The organism is Methylacidimicrobium sp. AP8, assembly GCF_903064525.1.
Taxonomy (GTDB): Bacteria; Verrucomicrobiota; Verrucomicrobiia; order Methylacidiphilales; family Methylacidiphilaceae; genus Methylacidimicrobium.
Window position 1 is genome coordinate 376,718 of sequence record NZ_LR797830.1, and the last position, 20,674, is coordinate 397,391.

A 20,674-nucleotide genomic window follows, 5' to 3' on the forward strand; every position below is an offset into this window, starting at 1 on the left:
GGCTCTCTTCGGAAAGTGGTGCCTCTGGAAAGAGGCGGCCGCCCGGACAGGAAGGCTAGGAGCAAAATGTGATCAAGCGTTCCATCTACTTGGATAACAATGCAACGACAGCGGTGCTTCCGGAGGTGGTTCGGGAGATGGTCCCGTTCCTCTCGGTCTATTACGGAAACCCTTCGAGCGCCTATGCTCTCGGACAGGAAGCCAAGGAGGCCGTCCGCTCGGCCCGCCGGCGCGTCGCCCGCCTTTTGGGTTGTCGTGAGGAGGAGATCGTCTTCACGAGCGGGGGCACCGAGTCCGACAACGCCGCTCTCTGGTCGGCGCTGCGCGCTTCCGGGAAGCGGGAGCTGGTGACGACCATGGTCGAGCATCCGGCCGTCTATCGATTGTGCCGGGAGCTCGAGAAAGACGGCTATCGCGTCCGTTGGGTTCCTGTGGGCGCCGACGGGCTTCTCGATCCGGCTGAGGTCGCGCGGGCAATCCGCGCGGAGACGGCGCTCGTTTCGGTCATGACCGCTAACAACGAGACGGGAGTGCTCTTCCCGATCCGGGAGGTAGCGGAAATCTGCCGGGATCGGGGAGTGCTCTTCCATACCGACGCCGTCCAGGCGGTCGGCAAAGTGGCGATCGACCTCTCCCGGATCCCGGTCGACTTCCTGTCGGTGTCGGCCCATAAGTTCGGCGGCCCCAAGGGAGTGGGCGTCCTCTACGTGCGCGACGGCGTCCCCTTCCGCCCGCTGCTGTGGGGAGGATCCCAGGAGAGCGGACGGCGCGCGGGCACCGAAAACGTGCCGGGGATCGTCGGCATGGGAAAAGCCGCCGAGCTGGCGGCCGAACGGGTGGGCTCGTTCGCGGATCGGGTCGGGACGCTGCGGGACCGATTCGAGCGGACGATCCTGGCCGGGCTCGACGACGTCCGGATCAACGGCCATCCGGGGAAGCGGGTGCCGAACACCTCCAATCTCTGCTTCCGGAACGTCGAATCGGAAGCTCTCCTGCTCGATCTCGACCGCCAAGGCATTCAGGCTTCCGGCGGATCGGCCTGCAGCACCGGGAGCGCGAGGCCCTCTCGCGTTCTCCTGGCGATGGGGCTCAGCCCGCAGGAGGCCTTCTCCAGCGTCCGCTTCTCCCTGGGCTGGAATCAGACCGAGGAAGAGATCGACCGGGCGGCGGCCGCGGTGATCGAAGCGGTGGGCCGGATTCGGGAAAAGCTGCCGTCCGGCCTGGCGATGTCATGACCGTCGAACAGATCGTCAACGATCCCGACCTCCGGGCCCAGCTCTTCCCGGTGACCCGGCGGAAGCACTTTCTGGCCCATGCGGCCGTCGCCCCGATCACGCAGCCGGCCGTCGACCGGATCCGGCGCGCGGCCGAGGAGGGGGCGAGCCAGGAGCAGGAGACCGAGGTGCTTCTCCAAGAGCTCGACCAATGCCGCCGGACGGCGGCACGGCTCCTGCACGTCGATCCGTCGGAGGTCGCGCTGGTCGGACCGACCGCCTTCGGTCTGAACCTGGTGGCGCAGGGGATCGACTTCCAGCCGGGAGACGAGGTGGTCTTCTACCCGGACGACTACCCGGCCAACGTCTACCCCTGGATGCGGCTGGCCGAGCGCGGCGTCAAGCTCGTCCGGCTCGAGCCCGGCGCCTTGGGCCGACTCACCCCGGAGCTGGTGCTCGATGCGGTCGGGCCGCGGACACGCCTGGTGGCGCTCGCTTCCTGTCACTTTCTTTCCGGCTACCTTCTCGACTATCGGACGATCGGGGAAGAGCTCCGCCGGCGGGACGTGCTCTTCTGCCTGGACGGGATTCAATCGCTCGGCGCAGCCCCCATGGACGCAGCCTGCTGCGACTTCCTGAGCGCGGATTCTCACAAGTGGCTCCTCGGTCCGCTCGGGGCGGGCATCTTTTATGTCCGGAAGGAGCGGCAGGATCTCCTCCGGCCGGCCCTCGTGGGCGCATGGAACATCCGTTCGCCGGGCTTCATCGCGCAGCCGCAGATCGAGTGCGTGGCGGGTGCGCGGCGCTACGAATGCGGGGCTCTCTATGCCTTGGGTATCCTGGGCATGCGGGCTTCGATGGAGCTCCTGCTGGAAGTGGGCATCGAGGCGATCCGGGAGCGGCTTCTCTCTCTGCATGCTTTCCTGGCCGATGGCCTGCGCAAGCGGGGATGGAGCCTGCTGGCCGAAGAGTTTCCCGCGGAGGCGCGTTCCGGGATCGTGACGGCGACCCATGATGGGATCGATCTGGCCGCCGCCGCCGAGCGACTCAAGGAGCAGAACATCGTGGTCTCGCTCCGGTGGGACCGGCAGGGCAAGAGGTACCTCCGCTTCTCCCCCCATTTTTACAACACGCACGCGGAGCTCGCGCAAGCGGTCGCCGCGCTCGACCGCGTGGCTTCGCACTAGCTTAAGCATGCTCTTCGACTACCACGTTCACACCCCCCTTTGCCGGCACGCTATCGGGAAGCCGGCGGACTATATCCGCCGCGCCCGGGAGGTCGGCCTGGGCGAGCTGGGATTCAGCGACCACAACCCGATGCCCACCGCCTTCGACGACTGGCGGATGGGGCCGGACGAGCTGCCGCGCTATCTCGCGCTCGTGGAGGAGGCGAAGTCCGAGTCCAAAGGCTTTCCGATCCGCCTGGGGCTCGAATGCGACTTCCTGCCGGGCTACGAGGAGCATCTGCGCTATCTGGCCGGGCAGGCGGACTGGGATTTCCTGATCGGCTCCGTCCACTACGTAGAGCCCCATTGGGACATCGACAACCCGGCGAAGCTGGCCAAGTGGGAAGAGAGGCCGGTGGAAGAGATCTGGAGCCTCTATTTCGCCGCCTACGCCCGGATGGCCCGCTCCGGACTCTTCGATTTCCTCGCCCATCCTGACCTAGTGAAGAAGTTCGGGCGGAGGCCCGCCGGTGACCTGACGGACTATTACCGGGAGGCCGTCGACGCGATTGCCGACGCGGGGCTCGCCATCGAGGTGAGCACGGCGGGGCTGCGCAAGGAAGCCCAGGAGATCTACCCGGAGAAGCGTTTCCTGGAAATGGCCTTTCGCCGTCATATCCCCGTCCTCCTCAGCTCCGACGCCCACCGTCCGGAAGAAGTCGGCTACCGGTTCGATCTGGCGCTCGATCTGGTCCGGGAAGTGGGCTACCGGCAGCTCGTCCGCTTCGAGCGGCGGAGGCCGATCCCCGTGGCGATCGGTTAAGCGGTCGGGAGCCATGAGCGCGGGCCGGAAGCTGACCCGGGAAGACTTCCTCTCGGACGATCCGGCCGACCGGGCCCGCTTCTTTCTGGGGAAACGGCTCGTCTGCGCCTCGCCGGAAGGCCGGGTCAGCGGGATCATCTGCGAGACCGAGGCCTACGGCGGGGCGGAGGACAAGGCCTGCCACGGGTACGGGAACCGCAAGACGCGGCGCACCGAAATGCTCTTCCGCGCCGGGGGGGTGGCCTACGTCTATTTTTGCTACGGGATGCACTATCTCCTCAATTTCGTGACGGGCCCGGCGGGAGTCCCGCAGGCCGTCTTGATCCGCGGAGTTCGGATCGAAGAAGGCAAGCCCCTGGTGCAAAAGAGAAGGCGGCCGTTCCCGGAGCGGCAATGGGCCGACGGTCCGGCCAAAGTCTGCGAAGCTTTCGGCATCGACTTGACCTACAACGGCGTCTGCCTGCTCGGCGACACCCTCTGGGTCGAAGATCCGGGGATCCGTGTTCCGGAGGAGGAGGTCCTGCGCACGCCGCGGATCGGCGTCGCGTACGCGGAGGAGTGGGCCGAAAAACCGCTCCGCTTCGTCTGGCGGTGCGGGGGTTGACCGCGTGTCGCGCCTCCGCCTTACACGCTTCCGTTCCGCTCCCGCGCCTCCTGAGCGAGCGCTTCGAGATCGGCGCCGGCGGACCGGGCGACCTCCGGCGGCGGGACGGCGGCTGACTCCGCCTTCGCCTCGCGACGCCGGCAGACCAGCCAGAAGACCTGCGGCAGCACCACCAGGCTGGCGATCAGGCAGAAGCCGATCGAGATCGTCATGAGGAGCCCCAAGCTGAAGAGCCCCCGATACGAGCTGATCATGAGCGATCCAAAGCCGATGACCGCTGTCAAGCCGGAAAGCAGGATCGCCTTTCCGGTGCTGCTGGAAAAGAGCGCGGCATTGCCGCTCTCGCAGAACCGGTCGACGGTGTAGATGCCGTAGGCCACCCCCGCCCCGATGGCGAGCGGCAGGGTGATGATGTTCGCGGGATTGAACGGCACGTGGAAGAGGGCCATGGCGCCGAGAGTCCAGAGAACGGCCATGCCGAGAGGCAGGATCGCCAGCAGGCTGTAGCCCACCTGCTGAAAACGGAGGAAGATGAGGATGACGATGGCGACGAACGCCCATTCGGCGGCCTGCACATAGCTCGATCGGAGCAGCTCGATGTATTCGTAGTTCTGGACCGGAGTTCCCGTCACGTTCGGATCGACGGTCCGCAGCTCCCGGACGAAGCGGACGTCCGCCTCGCGGTTCCAGACGTTTTCCTTGGGAAGGACTTCGATCAGGATCTTGCCGTGGGGCGAAAGGTAGCGGTGAACGATCTCCGGGGGGAGGTCCGCTATCGTGACCCCGCGGGTGGCATCCTGGCTCCGGAGCCAGGAGAGCCCGCTCTGCATCGAGCCGAAGACCCGTTGATTGGCGATCCGCAGCCGGGAGTTGAGCTCGTTCGGGGGGAGGCTCGCCATCACCGCGTCGAGCCGCTCCAGGGCGGGGATCAGCTTGCCGAAGACCTCGACCGCATCGCGGGCCTGCTGGGCCAGAGCCACGTACCGCTTGGCCACCGCGAACCCCTCGCGAGACTTGGCGAGGAGCTCGGCCACGGCCTTTTGCACCTGCTGCCCGTTGAAGGCCGGCGGCTCGCGATCGATCGGAATCGACTGGACCCGCTCGACGATGCGGCGGACGATCGCCTGCTTCTCTCCCTGCTTTTCCGGAAGGATCGACGAGAGCGAGTGGACCTCGCTCACGGTCGGCAGGGCTTCGAAGGCGGCGATCCGGCTGGCGGCCTGCTTCTGGTCATCGGCGATCGAAAGGGCGAAGAGAAAAGCGCGGGCCGGAGAGTTGACCAGCGCCTCTTCCTCCTTCACGGACTCGAGCGTCGGATCCTGGAGGTTCAAGAGGTTGTAATCGAAACCGACGCGGGGAGCCAGCCAGGCCCCTCCGGCGGTCGCCAGCAGCGCGAGGAGCAGGACGGTCCGCGGCGCGCGGAAGAGGGCCCGGTTGAGCCAAGGAGGCGAAGACCAGTGCGATCGGAGGGCGTTTTCCCGGAGGCGTGCGGGATCGGTGCGTCGATCGATCCAGGCGTAAGCGGCGGGGAGCACCAACAGGCTGCCTGCCAGGCAAAAGAGAATGCCGGAGCCGGCGATGATCCCGAACTCGCGGAGGCCGATAAAGTCGTTGAAGCACATCGTGAAGAAGGCTGCGGCCGTCGTGCTGCCTCCGGTCACCACGGCGACTCCGGTATGGGCGGCGGTGATCTCGAGCGCCTCCGCCACGGAGTGGCCGTGCGCCAGCTCCTCCTCGTATCGGCCCATGATTTGAATGCTGAAATCGATCCCCATGCCGAGCACCATAGCGACGAAGGCCTGGGAGATGATGTTGAGGTGGCCGACGACGAGAACGCCGAAGGCCAGCGACCAGAGGAGCGCCATGATCAGGACGAGCAGCCCGAGCCCCGGGCGGCGCAGCGCCCGGTAGCTAAGCACGAAGAGCAGGGCGACTAGCGCCAGGGCCAGCCCGGCCGCATGGAGGCTGTCCTTCGAGCTCTGCTCGAGTTGATCCTCGTCGAGGACCGGCTCACCGGTCAGCCCGAAGGAGACTTCGGGGAAGTCCGCACCCGTGTACTTGAGGATCTCCCGGATCTTGCGGACCGTCTCGGTGCGGCCGGCACCTTCGAGCGCGTTGGGTCCGGGCGCCGCGGTCACCAGGAAGAGATGGCCGTCCTCATACGAGATGTACTCATGCTCCGCGAGCAGCTTGCCGATGTCCTCGGCTCGCAGCCGGGCCAGATCGGCATCCGGCACGTTCCCCGCCTGCACCTTCTCCTTGGCTTTCGCCGCGGCGTCCGACGGAGGCGGGTTCTGCGCGAGCGCGTCGGCCATGTCGTTGAGCATCCCGACGAACCGGTCGATGAAAGGCTTGAACTCGGTCCAGTTCTCCTTCTTCCGCAGGTAGCTCGCCTGGAACTTCTCATTGGCCTGCGAAAGCACCGAGGCGATGTTGAGCTTCATCTTGGGCTGGGCTGCCAGCGCCTTGACGTAGCCGTCGACCTCCGCCTCGATCTTGGCCAGCTCGTCGAGCTCCAGGAAGAGGAGGACCTTCCTTTCCAAGCCTGAAAAATCGAACCGGTAGGTCACCTCACGGACCAGCGGCTCGAGCCTCTTTAGCTGCTCCCCGACCGCCTGCGCCGCCCGCCGGTTCATCTCCGGGTCGGGAGAGCGGATCGTGATCAGGTATTCCTCGGCCGCGCCGAACTCCCGCCGGTAGGCGAGGTAGTTGCGGTGGATCGGAGAATCCGAGCGGATCAGCGCATTGGTATCGTTGATGACCTGCAGACGCGTCGCCACCACCCAGGCCGAAAGTCCGGTCAGGACCGCGGCGAGGGAAAGCACCGGACCGGGCCGCCCGGCGGCCAACCGCACCATGCGGACCAGGAGCCATACCAAGAGCCTCTTCATCTCTTCCGGGCGACGCCCGCTCCGCAAGAGTGCTCCAGGGCACAGAATTCCACGTTCGATCGCCTCCTCAAGCAATCTACCGATCGCCGGTCCCTTTTTCCCGATCTCGCCGTCCGAGCGCGAGTCGATCCCGAAGAACGGCCCGATCCGCGACCCCATGCCAACAACCATCCGGCATGACGCTGGCTATGGCGGCGAAATGGCACTCTTTCAGATGGCCTCCTTCCAAGCAAGTGCGAAAGGCGCCTTGCACTTGCGGCTTGACACGTCTCTCTCCCCCCGATAGCACAAAAGAGCGATAGGTCGATGTCGGCCCTGGAAAGACCGGTCCTTGTTCTCAATCGGCTCTGGCAGGCGGTAAACCTCTGCTCCGCCAGGCGCGCCTTCGGTCTTCTTTATCAAGGGCATGCGCATGTGGTGCATGCGGAGGACAGCGATTTGTATTCTCTGGATTTCGCCCGGTGGGCCGAGCAGTCCCGGGACTACAAGGGGGAGGACATCGTGCACACGGTCTCCGCACGGATCCGGATTCCCCGCGTCATCCTCCTTCTCCTCTTCGAAAGGCTTCCCAGCAAAGAGGTCAAGTTCACCCGCCATAACGTTTTTGAACGGGACAACCACACGTGCCAATATTGTGGTCAGCGCTTCGACAACCGTTTCCTCAACCTCGATCACGTCATTCCGCGCGAGCGGGGCGGAAGGACCGTTTGGGAGAATATCGTCTGTTCCTGCATCTGGTGCAACAGCCGCAAGGGGAACCGGACGCCGCAGGAGGCGGGAATGCGGCTCCTGCGGAAGCCCCGCCGTCCCCGGTGGCGCCCCCTGATCGCCCCGGAATCGGCGGACGTCCCCGAGCTTTGGCGGCGCTTCCTCGACGTAGACTGCTGGAAGGTTGAGCTCAGCTAGCAGGCCCGCTTAATGGCGGAAGTGACGTCGGCCGGTGAAGACGACCGCCAGCCCGCGCTCGTCGGCGGCCGCGATCACCTCCGCGTCCCGGATGCTTCCCCCCGGTTGGATAACGGCGGACGCTCCAGCCTCGGCGGCGAGGACGACCGAATCGGGGAAGGGAAAATAGGCGTCGGAGGCGACCACGCTTCCCGCGAGCGAGAGGCCCGCGTGCTTCGCCTTGGCGATCGCCACCCGCACCGCGTCGACCCGGGACATCTGGCCCGCGCCGATCGCCAGGGTGCGATCCTCCCTCCCGAAGACGATCGCGTTGGAGCGGACGTGCTTGCAGACCCGCCAGGCGAACTCCATCGCCGCCCGCTCCTCCGGAGTCGGAGAGCGACGGCTGACGACCCGCCTGGGTTCCGACTCTAGGGGGGCGGAGTCCGGCTCCTGCGCGAGGATCGAATCGCCGACCACCGACCGGACCGAGAAGAGGGGGCTCGGAAGCCGGGCGAAGTCGGCGCACAGCAGCCGCAGGTTCTTCTTTTTCTGCAAGAGCGCGAGCGCTTCCGGCTGGAATCCCGGCGCCAAGACCACCTCGGTGAAAATCTCCGAGAGGGCTTCGGCCAGGGGGAGATCGACCGGGCGATTGACCGCGACCACCCCGCCGAAGGGGGCCTCCCGGTCGGTAGCCAGAGCTTTTTCCCATGCCTCGCGCAGCGTTGCCGCCGAGCCGATTCCGCAAGGGGTGTTATGCTTGAGCACGGCCACCGTGGGGCGCTCCGAAAAATCGGCCAGCAGGCCGACACCGCTGTCGATATCGAGCAGATTGTTGTAGGAAAGCTCCTTCCCGTGCAGCTGCTGGAAGTGCCGCCAGAACTCTCCGTAGAGCATGGCCCGCTGGTGGGGGTTTTCCCCGTACCGGAGCCCTTGCCCGTCGAGGAGCGGCAAGCTCCAGACGGAGGGTAGCTCCGCGATGCCGAAGCACTTCTGCAGATAGCCGGCGATCACGGCGTCGTACGCGGAAACCCGGGCGAAGGCCTTGACGGCCAAGCGCTGTCGTAGCTCGAGGCTTGTTTCTCCCGACTGGGAAAGCTCCCGGATGACTTCCGGGTAATCCTGGGGATCGACCAAGACCGTCACATCCCGGTAATTCTTGGCCGCGCTCCGGACCAGGGCGCAGCCTCCGATGTCGATCTGCTCGATCGCCTCTTCGGTCGACACGCCCGGCTTCCGAATCGTTTCGTCGAAGGGATAGAAGGTGACCGCGACGAAGCGGATCTCGGGCAGGCCGAAATCCCGCCTCTGCCGCTCGTGCTCCTCGTTGCCGCGCAGCCAGAGGATGCCTCCGTGGATCTTGGGATGGAGAGTCTTCACCCGGCCGCCCAGCAGCTCGGGGAAGCCCGTGAGCTCCCCGACGTCTTGAACCGGGATGCGGGCGTTCCGGAGGGCGGCCGCCGTCCTCCCGGTCGAGAGGATGGTCAGGCCGACATCGACCAGAGCCCGCGCCAAGGGGAGGATCCCGGCCTTGTCGGATACGGAGATCAGCGCGGCCTTCATTCGGCCCCCTTGGGAGAGGCGGAGAAGCCGCGGTGGCGCAAGCGGAAGACGTTGTGCCAGGTCTTTCGGAAGGCCTCTTGCGCCTTGATGTAGTGCTCTTCGAGCCTGGCCGACCTCCGGCGCAGGGCGGCGAAGACCCCGCCGACCGAGAACTCCTCGACCTCCAGGATCACGTAGGCGGTTCCGACCGCCTCGGCTTCGTGCGCGTCGCTGGCCGCCACCATCGGGAGCCCCCGTTCCTTGGCGTAGCGGAAGGCCTGCCGGTTGCTCCGGCGCAGCGTGGCCGCCGCGTTGAACACCTCGATCGCGTCCACGGGGAGGGTGTCGAGCGTCCGGCTCCGGATGCCGGCGCGAAAATAGTCGAAGGGATGCGGCGCGATCGAGAATCCCCCTTGGCTGCGGATCAGCGAGGCCGCATCGGCGGCGGCGATGCCGTGGAGGTCGGGCAGCCGCAGCCCCAGCGCCAAGAGGTGGCCTTCGTGGGTGCTGATTTCCTGGCCGGGAATGACCAGGAAGCCGTCGACCGGCTTGCCGTCCCGCCGCAGCAGACCCTTCGCTTCGAGATCGTCCACGCCCGCGCAGCTGTTGTGATCGGTCAGCGCGATCACATTGAGCCCCTTTTTCCGTGCGACGCGGATCAGCTCTTCCGGAGGGGAGACCCCGTCGCTCGAAAAGCGGGAATGGCAGTGGAGATCCGCTCGAACTTCCATACGCAAGCCCAACATATCATAGGGCCGGAACCGAACTCCAACGTCTTTCGCGTGCGGGCCTCCCCCTTCTCTTCGCTTGCGCTCGGGAATCCGGTGCGCCAGCATGCCTCCGTCCGGGAACCCTCGTCCATGGCCCCCACTTCCCCCGCTCCTCGGCCCGGCCCGCCTTCCGGGGAGGAGGGCCGGCGATCGGCGGCCTCCTCCATCGGAGAGCTTTTCGATTCGGTGGCTCCGCGCTACGATTTCCTCAACCACCTTCTGAGCGGCGGGAGCGATTGGCGGTGGCGGGAAAAGGTCGCATCCGCGGTCGCCCGGCGGAGCCCCAAGCGGCTTCTCGATCTGGCCACCGGCAGCGGAGACCTGCTGCGGCTCCTCGAGCGGCGGATTCCGACCCTCGAGGAGACCTGGGGCGTCGATCTCTCCCCCTCGATGCTCGCTGTCGCCCGTGCCAAGGGCCTCCGGCGCCTGCTCCAGGCCGACGCCTTGAACCTCCCCTTTCCGGACGGGAGCTTCGATGTCGTGACCGTCGCCTTCGGGCTGCGCAACTTCGCCGACCGCCTCCGAGGCCTGGCCGAGATGCGGCGCGTCCTCCGTCCGGGAGGAAGCGTCTTCATCCTCGAGTTTTCCCGCCCGCGGGCCTGGCTCGCCCCCGCCTACTTTTTCTATCTTCAGCGGATCCTGCCGGAAATCGCCCGTCTCTTCGGCGCCCCCCGCGAAGCCTATCGCTATCTCGCCTCGTCGATCGCTGCCTTCCCCGGCGCGGAGGAGCTCGCCGAGGAGATGGCGCGCGCCGGCTTCGCCGGGGTCCGCTTTCAACGATGGACCGGCGGGGTGGTGGCCCTCCATGAGGGAGTGGCGGGGAGCGCGGGAGCCTCGCCCCGATCCGCCGGGTGAGGCCCCGGCGCGCAACCCCTTCAGGCGGGTCGCCGTTTGCGGGGACGGGGCTTCCCCGGCGAAAGCTCGACTACGTTCCCCAGCTCCATGACGCGTGCCGGGGGGAGGCCGAAAAAGTCGCCGCCGCCCGTGGAGAGCCGGAGCATCGAGGCAAAAAGGCGTTCCCTCCAGAAATCGATGCCCATCTTCTCCGTGGGAATCACCCGCTGCCGGGAGAGGAAGAAGGTGACATCCGGCAGAGGGGGGAGCAGGCCTTGCCGGACGCAGGCATCCAGCAGCTCTTGGATGTTGGGCTGCTCCATGAACCCGTAGCGGGCGATCAGGCGGACGAATCCCTTCGGATATTTTTGGAGCGCCACTCGTTCCGAGGGAGGGAGGCGCGGCGCCTCCTCGAAGAGCACCGTCAGAAGGATGACCTGCTCGTGGAGGACCTTGTTGTGGGCCAGATTCTGCTGGAGGGCGTGGGGAAGGCCGTGCGCTCCGGAGGTGAGGTAGACGGCGGTGCCGGGAACCCGGATGGGCGAGCCCGGCGCGAGCGAATCGAGGAAGCCCTCGATCCGGAGCGTTTCCGGGTAGAGCCGGCGGGTGAGGATCTCTCGCTCCCGATGCCAGGTGGACATCAGCACAAAGACGAGCAGGCCGATCGCCAGAGGGAACCATCCCCCTTCCCGGAATTTCATGAGATTGGCGCCGAAGAATGCGCCGTCGAGCAGGAGAAAGCAGCCAAGGAAGAGGCCCGCGCCCCAGAGCGGCCATTTCCAGGACCGGCGGGCGACGAAGACGATCAGCAGTGTCGTGACCAGCATCGTGCCGGTGACGGCCGTCCCGTAGGCGGAGCTGAGGGCGGCGGAGGACCGGAATCCGAGGACCACGGCGACGACCGCCCCCAGCAAGAGCCAGTTAAGGGCGGGCAGGTAGACTTGTCCTCGCTGGGCCTCCGAGGTGTGCACGACCTTCATGCGGGGCAGGTAGCCGAGGAGGAGGGCTTGGTGCGTGGCGGAGTAGGCTCCGGAGATTACCGCTTGCGAGGCGATCACCGTGGCGACGCCCGAAACCGCGACCATAGGCAGCGTTGCCCATGGGGGAAAGAGCTGGAAGAAAGGATTCCGGATCGCGCCGGGATTCCGATCGAGCAGCGCGCCCTGGCCGAGGTAGTTCATCGTCAAGGCGGGCAGGACCACGGCGAACCAAGCGGCGCGAATCGGCCGGGAACCGAAGTGGCCGATATCGGCGTACAGGGCTTCTGCGCCGGTGACGGCGAGGACGACCCCTCCGAGGACGAGGAATCCCCCCGGCCCGTGCGTGGCGAGGAAACGGAGGCCGAACCAGGGGTTGAGGGCGAGCAGGATCCGAGGATCGGCAAGGACCCAGCGGAGGCCGGAGGCGAAGAGGAGGAAAAACCAGATCGCCATGGCGGGCCCGAAAAGGTGGGCGACGGCCGTAGTGCCGCGGCTCTGGACGGAGAAGAGCCCGATGAGGATTCCCAAGGCCAGCGGAAGGATCCAGGCCTTTCCGGCCGGCGAGGCGACGCCGATCCCTTCGACGGCGGACAGGACCGAGATGGCCGGCGTGATGACCCCGTCGCCGTAAAAGAGAGCCGCGCCCAGCAGCCCGAGGGCCAGGATCCTTCGGGAGATTCGTCCGCTCCTCCGGGCCGCGCGGGAAGCCAGCGCGGTCAACGCCATGACCCCGCCTTCGCCATGGTTGTCCGCCCGCATGACGATCCCGGCGTACTTCACACTCACGACCAGCATCAGGGTCCAGAAGAGGAGCGAGAGAATCCCCAGGAGGTTTCCGGTGTCCGCGGGCAGAGAGGTCGCGGCCAGGCACGCGCCGAGCGTATAGAGGGGGCTGGTCCCGATATCCCCGAAGACGACGCCCAAAGCCGCCATCGTGAGCAGAGGCAGGGATTCCGGGTTCCGATTCATGAAGGCCTCCCGCGGCGCGGAGAAAGAATGTCCAAGCGCCGTGGCGCAGGCACGGGAATTTTTTTCCCGAGGTCGGTTTCCTACCGCGAAATGGCCTCGAGCGCCAAGCCGGGAGGGATGCTCCGGCAGCCTAATAGGAATAGACCCGAGAGAAGAGCCGGGAGAGCCCCGATCCAGAAGCTCGCCCAGACCCCGCTCATCCCCTGACCGAGGGCGAGGCTGAAGAGCGAGGAGCTGGCGATCGCCCCTAGGGGGCCGATGGCGTTGATCAGGGCTGTGGCGTTGCCTCGAACCCGGGTCGGGAACGACTCGGCGATGTATGTGAAGAGGGCTGAATACGCTCCGGCCCTCAAGAAGTCGGCGATCGCATAGAGCGAGGCCACGGGCCAAAACCCCCGAGCGAAGAAGAGGAGCGCGGCGTAGGCGAGCGCCGAGGCGATCCAAGCAATCGCCACCGTCTCCCGCCGGCCGGCGAGGTCTCCTAAATATCCGTGGAAGACATAACCGACGTAGGCGGCGGCACTTCCCGCCCCGAAGGCATAGAGCGCCTCGTTATAGGACAATCCCTTGGCTTGGGTGAAGACCGTGGTCGCCAATACCGTGAAGATCTGTCCCGCGAACCAGTTGAAGAAGAAGGCGCACACCAGGAACAGAAAGTGGAAGCGCAGATCCGGTCCCAGGAGTTGGATGAGAGAGATCTGCCGGGATTTTTCCGCATCGATGCCGTTGCGCTGCGCATAGCGGGCCGCCACCTCCGGGGCCCGATGGCGAAGGAGCCGGCGGAATCGCTGGAGCTTGCGGAAGTGGGGGCTCTCGGGGAGCCAGAGGCGGGCGAGCAAGACGGCGAGGGCGGGAAAGCTGGCGACGAAAAAAACTCCGCGCCAGCCAACCAGAGGAAGGAGCAGCCCCGTCGCCCCGGTGGCCAAGAGCTGGCCGATCGGCCAGCCTCCTTGCACGAAGCCGTAGATTCTGCCCCGTCTCCCTGCCGGTTCCAGCTCCGAAAGATAGACCGTGTTGACCGCCTGTTCGGAATAGCCGAGGCCCGAGAGCGCTCGCGCGAAAATCAGGGAGAGGGGGCCGGCCGCCAGTGCTGTCAGGGCGGAGCTCAAGGCGGCTCCGCCGACCGTGATGACGAGCGCGTTGCGCCGGCCGAACCGGTCCGCGATCGGGCCGACCAGGAGCGAGCAGAGGAAGCTTGCGATGGCAACCCGGAACGCGATCGAGACACTTTGCGCGGGGGACCAGCCGAATTCCGTGGCCAGCACGGGCAAGAGCAGGCCGAAGAGCAAAAAATCATAGACCGCGAACGTCCATGCGAAGAAAGCGACCAGCGAGGGATAGAGGGAAGGAAATGCCTTCGGCGCGGGAAAGGAGGGGGAGGCCCGCTTCCAAACGCCCGCGTCCTCATCCCTCCGGCCATGGGCATCGCTTGCCGGAACGCCGGGGCGCCAGGCAAGCCCCTCTACCTGGTGATCCTCTTCCATGTCCTATCCGGGGGGCTCGAGCGGAACGCCCTTTGGACTCGTGCCATCCCCGTTTTGACGGGTATAGGCTTCGGATCCTCGGCTTGCGGCGGGGCCGCATCGGGCGGCTCCACCGGAGCGGGAAACTGCCGCTCTTCGGGCAATCCCGCATCCGGATGCTCCTTGGGCTCTTCTTCCCCGTGGAGATCGGTGCTCGCTACCGGAAGGAGCAGAAGAAGGAGGGAGAGGGTCATCCCCGGGGCGGCAACGGGGAACCTCCGTCGCCGCACCGGCTGCCGATCCCGCGTTCTTCCGGATACTTGCAGAGCGGGCAGCCCGAAAACGCGGAAGGGTGTATACAGGCCGGCGGGCCGGCCGAGGTGCATCTTTCGGCCCCAGCTCGACAACGGCGGTTCTCCGTAGGTTGCGGCGGCTTCGGTGGCCAACGGGAAGCTCGCCGGCTTGCGGCGGAAATGGCGGAAAAGGACAAGCGCGACGATCGCCGGATCCGGCGGCAGCCGGTCGATAGGAGCCGAAACCGTCTGTCGATCCCTCATCGTTCCGGGGAGGCAGCTTCCGCATACCGGGCGGTCGGCGGTCCGAGGCGGATCTCCCGGCCGCGGCTTTGGAGGAGGAGCTCGACGTTGGTCGCGGCGGTCTCGAGGTCGAACTGGAGATTGGCCAGCTTGCGGCCGAAGTAGTTATAGGGGATGAGCGCGAAGATCGCCAGCGCCAGGCCGGTGGCGGTGGCGATCAGGGCCTCTGCGATTCCTCCGCTGACCTTGACCGCCGCCAGCTCCTCATTCCCCACGAAGTGGAAGGCATTCATGATGCCGGTTACCGTTCCCAGAAGCCCCAGAAGGGGGCCGAGGGTGACGATTGTGTCCAAGACCGCGAGTCCCCGGCCGGCTTGCTTGAGCTCGAAGCCCGCAGCCACCTGGAGAGCGTTCTGCAACGAAGTCTCGTGATGGTTGAGCCCCCACCAGATCATCTTCATGACCGGATCCTTCGAGGCCCGCGCGAGCTTGGCCGCCTCCTCGATCCGGCCGTTCTTGAGAAGGCTGTAGACCTCGGAAACCTTACTCTGCTGGCGGCGGAGCCGGATCATCGACCACCAGAAGATCCGTTCAAGCACGGTCACGATCGCGACGATCGCGACCAAGAGCAGCGGCCACATGATCGGGCCTCCGCGGGAGAAGGTGTTGAGGACGATATTGGCGAGGATCATCGATTCTCCTGGGTTGCGGTTGTCATCGAGAGGCCGTTCACCGGCTACTGGAGCCGGTAGATAATCGGGATCGTGTAGGTGCCGGAAAGGTTGGCGGGCAAGCGCCAGTGCTGTCGGATCCACTGACGGGCCGTCGAATCCAGAATGCCGAAGCCCGAGGATCGGACGACCTCCACATCCAGGAGCCTCCCTTGCTGGATCGTGAGCGAAAGCTCGACCGTACCCTGGTATCGCCGCATAGCGGCCTCGTAGGGGTAGGGGGGCTTGGGCGTGTTTGCGTCGCCTACCCGGGGAGCGGCGGCGGCGTAGCGCTGGATCGGATGCACCGGAGCGATCGGGGCGGGCTTCTTGGACACGCGCAAAGGTGTGGGCTTCGGCGGCTCCGGCTTGGGCTCGGGCGTCTTCTCCACCGGAGGAGGAATCGGAAGTGGCTGCTGCTTGGGTTGGATGAACTCGGGATTGGGCTCGGGAGGCGGGGGCGGAGTGAACTCGACTTCGATCGGGGGCGAGGTCGCTTCCTCTTGCGGAGGAGAAGCGACCGGAGTCACCGCCCCGCGGAGGAGCAGATCAACGATCGATTGATGCTTGTCGAGGGTGCCGACGGCCAGCAGCAATCCGAAGAAGAAGAGCACGCAGAGGCAAGCCCAACGCTTGAGACGGAGGCCCTCGTCGATCGGATAAGGGATATGGCCGAGCGGGACGACCTCCCGGCAGGCGAGGCCGTGCCGGAGGATTCGATAGGGAAACGTTGAGGGATGGCGTGGTTCGGTTCGGGATGTCATCGCGTAGCTCCTGTGATTGCCCAAAACCTCCCTTCTATGCTCATGGGTGGGTCGCCGGCGCCGGACCGGCGGAAGCCTTCGGGGCGGACGCTTCCTCCTTGACCTGGAAGCCGATCTTCTGAATTCCCGCCGCCCGGATCTTGTCGAGAACCCGCACGACATCCCCGTGCCTCGCGTCCATGTCGGCCTGGACGTAAATCCGCAGGTTGGGCTCCTTCTCCTTGCGGCGCTTGAGCTCCTCGATGAGCGCGCTCCGCTCGATCTCCTCCTTTTCCAGGAAGACCTCTCCGGTCGCGGTAATCGACACGGTGAGGAAGTCGGCTTTGTTTTCGGGGGTGGCGGTTTGCGCCGTGGGCAGGTTGAGCTTGAGGCCGCGCATCCGGATCATCTCCAGGTTCACCATCATCATGCAGGCCATGAGGAAGACCATGATGTCGATGAGCGGGATGATCTCGATCCGACCCTTCTTCACCAGTACCGGGCTAAGAATTTTCATGAGATCCGCTGGACGGAAAGCAGAGAGCGTGCCAATCGGCGGCCCGGGAGGCCCTAACGGAGCCCGCAGGGGCCGGGCAGGAAGCGGCCGCGGGCGCGGACTGGATGACCGAGACAGGAGAAGGCGACCTCTCCTCGTACCAGGGTAAGCAGAGGGAAAACCCGATTCGGGAGTCCAACATAGGGGCTCAAGCGGTGACGATAGAGAAGACTCTTGGCCGCAATCGGCTCGGGTTCCCGCAGATCCACCAAGGTCAGGTCGGCGTGGTTGCCGACCGCGATGGCCCCCTTGTCCCGAATGCCGAAGCGATGGGCGCTGCCTAAGGCGCAGAGTCGGGCGGCGAGCGGGAAGGCTCGGTCTCCTTCGGCGGCCAGCCGGTCGAGGAGGAGCGGAAGAAGGTGCTGGCAGCCGGAGATCCCTCCCCAAGCGGCGAAGAAGTCGGTGGTCGCCTTAGCCGCCGGGGGGCAGGGCGAGTGGTCGGAGGCGAGCAGGTCGATCTCCCCGGCGAGAAGAGCCCGCCAGAGCCCTAGCGACTGCCGCCGGCTGCGGAGAGGGGGAGCGCACTTGGCGATCGTCCCCAGCCGCCTCATGTCCTCGTCGCAAAAGAGGAGGTAGTGGAGACAGGTTTCGACGGTGACGTCGACTCCCTGGGCGCGCGCCGTTTGCGCAAGCTCGACGACTTCAGGAGCACTCACGTGGACAAGGTGGAGCGCACAACCGGTTTCCCCGGCGGCGTCTAGGGCTTCCCGGGCCGCCTCGACCTCCGCGGCCAGCGGCCGCGAGGCCAGATAGTCCCGCCAGCCGCCATCGCCGTGCGCCCGCCAGCGCCGGGTGAGCTCCGTCACGATTCGTTCCGATTCCGCGTGGACCGCGACCGGGAGATCGAAATCGGCCGCTTGTCGCATGCCTTCGCGGAGGGTACGGCCGTCGACCCATCCGAACTCCGGAGTCCCGGTCGGGCAGAGAAAGGCCTTGAAGCCGACCGCCCCCTCCCGCGCCAATCCTTCCCGCTGCTTTTCATTTCCGGGGACGATGCCACCCCAGAGGGCGAAGTCGGTGACGGAGGCCGCTTCGGCCGCCCGCTTCTTTTGGAGAAGGCTTTCCACGTCGATCGTGGGCGGAAACGAGTTAAGCGGCATGTCAAAAAAAAGGGTGCCGCCGCCGGCGGCCAGCGCGCGGGAGCCCGTTGCGATGCCCTCCCATTCCTCCCGGCCGGGCTCGTCGAAATGGACATGCGGGTCGATCGCTCCCGGAAAGAGATAGCGTCCTTGGCCGTCGACCTCTTGACGGCCTCTCCCGTCGATCGTCGCGGCAACGGCCACGACCCGCCCTTCCCGGACGGCGAGGTCCTGCCGGGCTACGCCCTCGGCCGTCACGACGGCGGCTTGCCGAAAGACCCAGTCAAACTCTTCTCCCATCCTCGTGCTCCCAAAACGGCTACGGAAGGAAACCCTCCAAGAATCCGACCATCGCTTCGAGCCCGCAGGCGATCTCGGGCACGGAGACAAACTCCGCCGGATCGTGGCTGATCCCGCCGCGGCAGCGGAGGAAGAGCATCCCCATCGGGACGAAGCGGCCGAGGACTCCCGCATCGTGGCCCGCCCCGCTCCAAAGACGCGGGGCTTCTCCCTGGATCTCCGCCACCGCCGAGGCGAGCCGGTCCTGCCAGCCCGCATCCGCCCGGGCGGCGGGCAGCCGCTGCGTGCGCCGGCAGCCGACCTCGATCCCCCGGCTCTTCCCGATCTCCCGCGCCCGCTCCCGGAGCCGGGCGGAAAGCCGATCTAACGTGGCTTCGGCGGGATGGCGCAGGTCGACCGAGAGATCGACCCGTTTCGGAATCACGTTGACGGCTCCCGGCTGGCAGTGGAGCTCGCCGACGGTGGCGACCGCGCCGGGCTCCCGCCGCGCCGACTCTTCGACGAAGCCGACGAACTCCGCCGCGGCACAGAGGGCATCGCGGCGCGCATGCATCGGAACGGAGCCGGCGTGGCCGCTCTCCCCCGCGAAGGAAACCAGCAGCCTCTCCTGCGCGACGATGCCCGCGACGACCCCAAGCGGCAGGCCGAGGGCTTCGAGCTGCGGACCCTGCTCGATGTGCGCCTCGAGGTAGCCGAAGATTTCGGCGGGCGGATAGGGCGGGACCCGGGGCCACCCCTCCGTCGAAAACGAGTCGCGAGCCGTTCGGAGGGAGATGCCGCGGGTGTCGGCCAGCTCCCAATCCTCCTCGTCCAAGAGGCCGAGGAAGGCCCGGCTGCCCAGGCAGCCCGAGCGGAAGCGGACTCCTTCTTCCTCGTGGAATGCGACGACCTCGAGGGCGAAGGGGAGCTCCCGCGCCCGGGGCCGGAGGAGGCCGGCCGCCGCGATTCCCAACAGGATTCCGAGCGCCCCATCGAACCGGCCGCCGTTGGGAACCGTATCGAGGTGAGAGCCGATGAGCAGGACGGGTTGCCCGTTCTCCCGCGGGCGGCGGCGGCCGAGGAGGTTGCCGAAGGAATCGACCGCGGGAAGGAGCTCCGCCTCCACCATCCAGCGGGAGATCTCCTCCATCGCGCGCCGGAGAGAGGGGGTGAAGGGGGGCCGATCCAACGCATCCTCCCGTTCCGAAATCCGGCTCAAGCGCTCGAGCCGCCGCTCGATCCTCTCCGCCTCCGCCCGCCAGTCGATTCGCGTTTGCTTCAAGGGCGGCTCCATTCCCCTGCTTTGGTTCTCTGTTCCTGCGCCCGGATCCACTGGCCGAGGATCGCGCGCTCCTCCTCGGTCATCCCGGTAAGATTGCCCGGCGGCATCGCCCGGGCCTCGACCGCCTGCTCCCGGACAGCCAAGAGCGCTCTCTCGAGTCCTCCCAGAGAGTCGAGGATCACTCCCGCCGGTGGGCTCGGCAGATGCGCGAGCGTGGGCGTTTCTGCGTGGCAGCCCGCGCAACGTCGACGAAGAATCGCTTCGACCTCCGCGCCGGTCGCTGTCCGGGGAGGAGGAGTTGGCCGGAGCGGAGAAGCAACCGGCGCCGGCTGTGCGAAGAAGATCGCGGCGAGCAGGAGCCCTGCCCCGAAGCCGATCCAGGGCAGCCAGGATTTCCGCCTCTGGCGAAGATTGACCGCGTGGCGGACCGTTCCCCCGGCGAGCAGGAGGCAGAAGAGAACCAGCCAGTTCGCGCGGCCCAGGAAGACAAGTGGGAAATGGCCGCTCATCATCGTGAAGAGGACCGGAAAGGCCAGATAGTTGTTGTGGACAGAGCGGAGGTGCGTCCGCTCCACCTGCGCCGGGTCCAGCCGTTGGCCTCGCCGGGCGGCTTCCAGAAACCGCCGCTGGGAGGGGATGATCACAAGGAGGACATTGCTCGCCATGATGGTTCCCAGGACCGCCCCGAGATGGAGAAAGGCGCCTCGGCCGCTGTAGAGGTGCGTAAGCCCGAAGGAGAGAGCGGCGAGGAGCAGGCAGGAGAAAAGGGCGAAAAGCGGCGGGTGGTGGAGGAGGGGGGTCGCGCAGAGCCCGGAATAGACGAGCCAGCCTCCGGTCAGGATCGCCAAGCTCCAGAGAACGGCGCTTTCCGGAGAGAGGCGGGCGACCTGCGGGTCGATGAGCGTCGCCTCGGGATGGCTGTAGTAGGAGAACGCGAGCAAGGCGAAGCCCGTCAACCAGGTCAGGTAGGCGTCCCAGCGGAACCAGTGGAGAGGTGCGGGAAGCGGATCGGGTGCCGTCCGGTATTTGTCGAGCCGGTAGACCCCTCCGCCGTGGACCGTCCAGAGTCGGCCCGCGAGCTGGGATTCTGCCGGGAAACGTTCCAGGCTGTTCTCGACGAAGATGAAGTAGAATGAGGCCCCGATCCAGGCCAACCCGTAGATCAAGTGGGCCCAGCGGAGGAGAAGAGGAATCCAAAGCGAGAGGAGAGAAGAGCCGACCCCGGGCCGGGAGGCGAACGCGACGAGGGCGAGCAGAAAGGCTCCGCCGAGCCCGATTCCGAGGAGAAGATGAGTTCCGAGTGCAAATCTCCTTCGGGAAGGAAGAGGGGCCTGCGGTTCCATCCGTT

18 protein-coding genes are annotated in these 20,674 nt (G+C 66.4%); 6 read left to right on the forward strand and 12 right to left on the reverse strand.

Translation table 11 applies throughout. From position 1 onward, the window contains the following. Positions 1–68 precede the first annotated feature (68 nt). The 4 genes from MTHMO_RS01695 to MTHMO_RS01710 are packed head-to-tail and all read left to right on the forward strand — an operon-like array spanning position 69 to position 3,807. Entirely contained in the window at positions 69–1,235 is a 1,167-nt protein-coding gene (locus MTHMO_RS01695; RefSeq protein WP_202213248.1) for a cysteine desulfurase family protein, read from the forward strand. Next, positions 1,232–2,401 carry an aminotransferase class V-fold PLP-dependent enzyme gene (locus tag MTHMO_RS01700; RefSeq protein WP_202213249.1) on the forward strand — a complete coding sequence of 390 codons (1,170 nt, stop codon included), beginning with the start codon at positions 1,232–1,234 and terminating at the stop codon, positions 2,399–2,401. The genes MTHMO_RS01695 and MTHMO_RS01700 overlap by 4 nt, the downstream gene beginning before the upstream one ends. Positions 2,402–2,408: 7 nt before the next feature. After that, a complete protein-coding gene (locus tag MTHMO_RS01705) occupies positions 2,409–3,203 on the forward strand; it encodes a histidinol-phosphatase HisJ family protein (protein ID WP_202213250.1) in 795 nt (264 codons plus the stop codon). A gap of 13 nt (positions 3,204–3,216) precedes the next feature. After that, positions 3,217–3,807: a DNA-3-methyladenine glycosylase gene (locus tag MTHMO_RS01710; RefSeq protein WP_202213251.1), complete on the forward strand. Its 591-nt coding sequence runs from the start codon at positions 3,217–3,219 to the stop codon at positions 3,805–3,807. A gap of 20 nt (positions 3,808–3,827) precedes the next feature. On the opposite strand, the gene MTHMO_RS01715 is transcribed toward MTHMO_RS01710, so the two are convergent. Beyond that, positions 3,828–6,698: an MMPL family transporter gene (locus tag MTHMO_RS01715; RefSeq protein WP_202213252.1), complete on the reverse strand. Its 2,871-nt coding sequence runs from the start codon at positions 6,696–6,698 to the stop codon at positions 3,828–3,830. A gap of 306 nt (positions 6,699–7,004) precedes the next feature. On the opposite strand from MTHMO_RS01715, the gene MTHMO_RS01720 reads away from it, so the two are divergent. Then, positions 7,005–7,604, forward strand: a complete 600-nt coding sequence (locus tag MTHMO_RS01720) for an HNH endonuclease (protein WP_202213253.1) — start codon at positions 7,005–7,007, stop codon at positions 7,602–7,604. 9 nt (positions 7,605–7,613) lie between these two features. Here MTHMO_RS01720 and purH read toward each other — a convergent pair whose 3' ends face one another. After that, positions 7,614–9,146 (reverse strand): bifunctional phosphoribosylaminoimidazolecarboxamide formyltransferase/IMP cyclohydrolase, encoded by a 1,533-nt coding sequence (gene purH, locus MTHMO_RS01725; protein ID WP_202213254.1) that lies wholly within the window; start codon positions 9,144–9,146, stop codon positions 7,614–7,616. Continuing rightward, positions 9,143–9,856 (reverse strand): PHP domain-containing protein, encoded by a 714-nt coding sequence (locus tag MTHMO_RS01730; protein ID WP_202213255.1) that lies wholly within the window; start codon positions 9,854–9,856, stop codon positions 9,143–9,145. The genes purH and MTHMO_RS01730 overlap by 4 nt, the downstream gene beginning before the upstream one ends. A gap of 129 nt (positions 9,857–9,985) precedes the next feature. Here MTHMO_RS01730 and MTHMO_RS01735 point away from each other — a divergent pair, with 129 nt between their 5' ends. Beyond that, the gene (locus MTHMO_RS01735; protein ID WP_202213256.1) at positions 9,986–10,750 is read left to right on the forward strand and encodes a class I SAM-dependent methyltransferase; all 765 of its coding nucleotides are present in this window, start codon (positions 9,986–9,988) and stop codon (positions 10,748–10,750) included. A 20-nt stretch (positions 10,751–10,770) separates the two neighbouring features. Here MTHMO_RS01735 and MTHMO_RS01740 read toward each other — a convergent pair whose 3' ends face one another. The 9 genes from MTHMO_RS01740 to MTHMO_RS01780 all read right to left on the reverse strand — a co-directional run bounded on the left by MTHMO_RS01740 (position 10,771) and on the right by MTHMO_RS01780 (position 20,669). Further along, entirely contained in the window at positions 10,771–12,678 is a 1,908-nt protein-coding gene (locus MTHMO_RS01740; protein ID WP_202213257.1) for a potassium transporter Kup, read from the reverse strand. 80 nt (positions 12,679–12,758) lie between these two features. Then, positions 12,759–14,162 carry an MFS transporter gene (locus MTHMO_RS01745; protein WP_202213258.1) on the reverse strand — a complete coding sequence of 468 codons (1,404 nt, stop codon included), beginning with the start codon at positions 14,160–14,162 and terminating at the stop codon, positions 12,759–12,761. Continuing rightward, the gene (locus MTHMO_RS01750) at positions 14,141–14,698 is read right to left on the reverse strand and encodes a hypothetical protein (protein ID WP_202213259.1); all 558 of its coding nucleotides are present in this window, start codon (positions 14,696–14,698) and stop codon (positions 14,141–14,143) included. Before MTHMO_RS01750 ends, MTHMO_RS01745 begins: the two co-directional genes overlap by 22 nt. Beyond that, the gene (locus MTHMO_RS01755) at positions 14,695–15,369 is read right to left on the reverse strand and encodes a MotA/TolQ/ExbB proton channel family protein (protein WP_237394698.1); all 675 of its coding nucleotides are present in this window, start codon (positions 15,367–15,369) and stop codon (positions 14,695–14,697) included. The genes MTHMO_RS01750 and MTHMO_RS01755 overlap by 4 nt, the downstream gene beginning before the upstream one ends. Positions 15,370–15,413: 44 nt before the next feature. Beyond that, positions 15,414–16,151, reverse strand: coding sequence for an energy transducer TonB (locus MTHMO_RS01760; RefSeq protein WP_202213260.1), 738 nt, complete (start codon positions 16,149–16,151; stop codon positions 15,414–15,416). A 40-nt stretch (positions 16,152–16,191) separates the two neighbouring features. Further along, positions 16,192–16,647 carry a biopolymer transporter ExbD gene (locus tag MTHMO_RS01765; protein WP_202213261.1) on the reverse strand — a complete coding sequence of 152 codons (456 nt, stop codon included), beginning with the start codon at positions 16,645–16,647 and terminating at the stop codon, positions 16,192–16,194. A 53-nt stretch (positions 16,648–16,700) separates the two neighbouring features. Next, positions 16,701–18,065 carry an allantoinase AllB gene (gene allB, locus MTHMO_RS01770; RefSeq protein ID WP_202213262.1) on the reverse strand — a complete coding sequence of 455 codons (1,365 nt, stop codon included), beginning with the start codon at positions 18,063–18,065 and terminating at the stop codon, positions 16,701–16,703. A gap of 19 nt (positions 18,066–18,084) precedes the next feature. Beyond that, positions 18,085–19,326 carry a M20 family metallo-hydrolase gene (locus MTHMO_RS01775; protein WP_202213263.1) on the reverse strand — a complete coding sequence of 414 codons (1,242 nt, stop codon included), beginning with the start codon at positions 19,324–19,326 and terminating at the stop codon, positions 18,085–18,087. Further along, complete coding sequence (locus MTHMO_RS01780; RefSeq protein ID WP_202213264.1) at positions 19,323–20,669, reverse strand: urate hydroxylase PuuD; 1,347 nt, start codon at positions 20,667–20,669, stop codon at positions 19,323–19,325. Before MTHMO_RS01780 ends, MTHMO_RS01775 begins: the two co-directional genes overlap by 4 nt. Positions 20,670–20,674 lie beyond the last annotated feature (5 nt).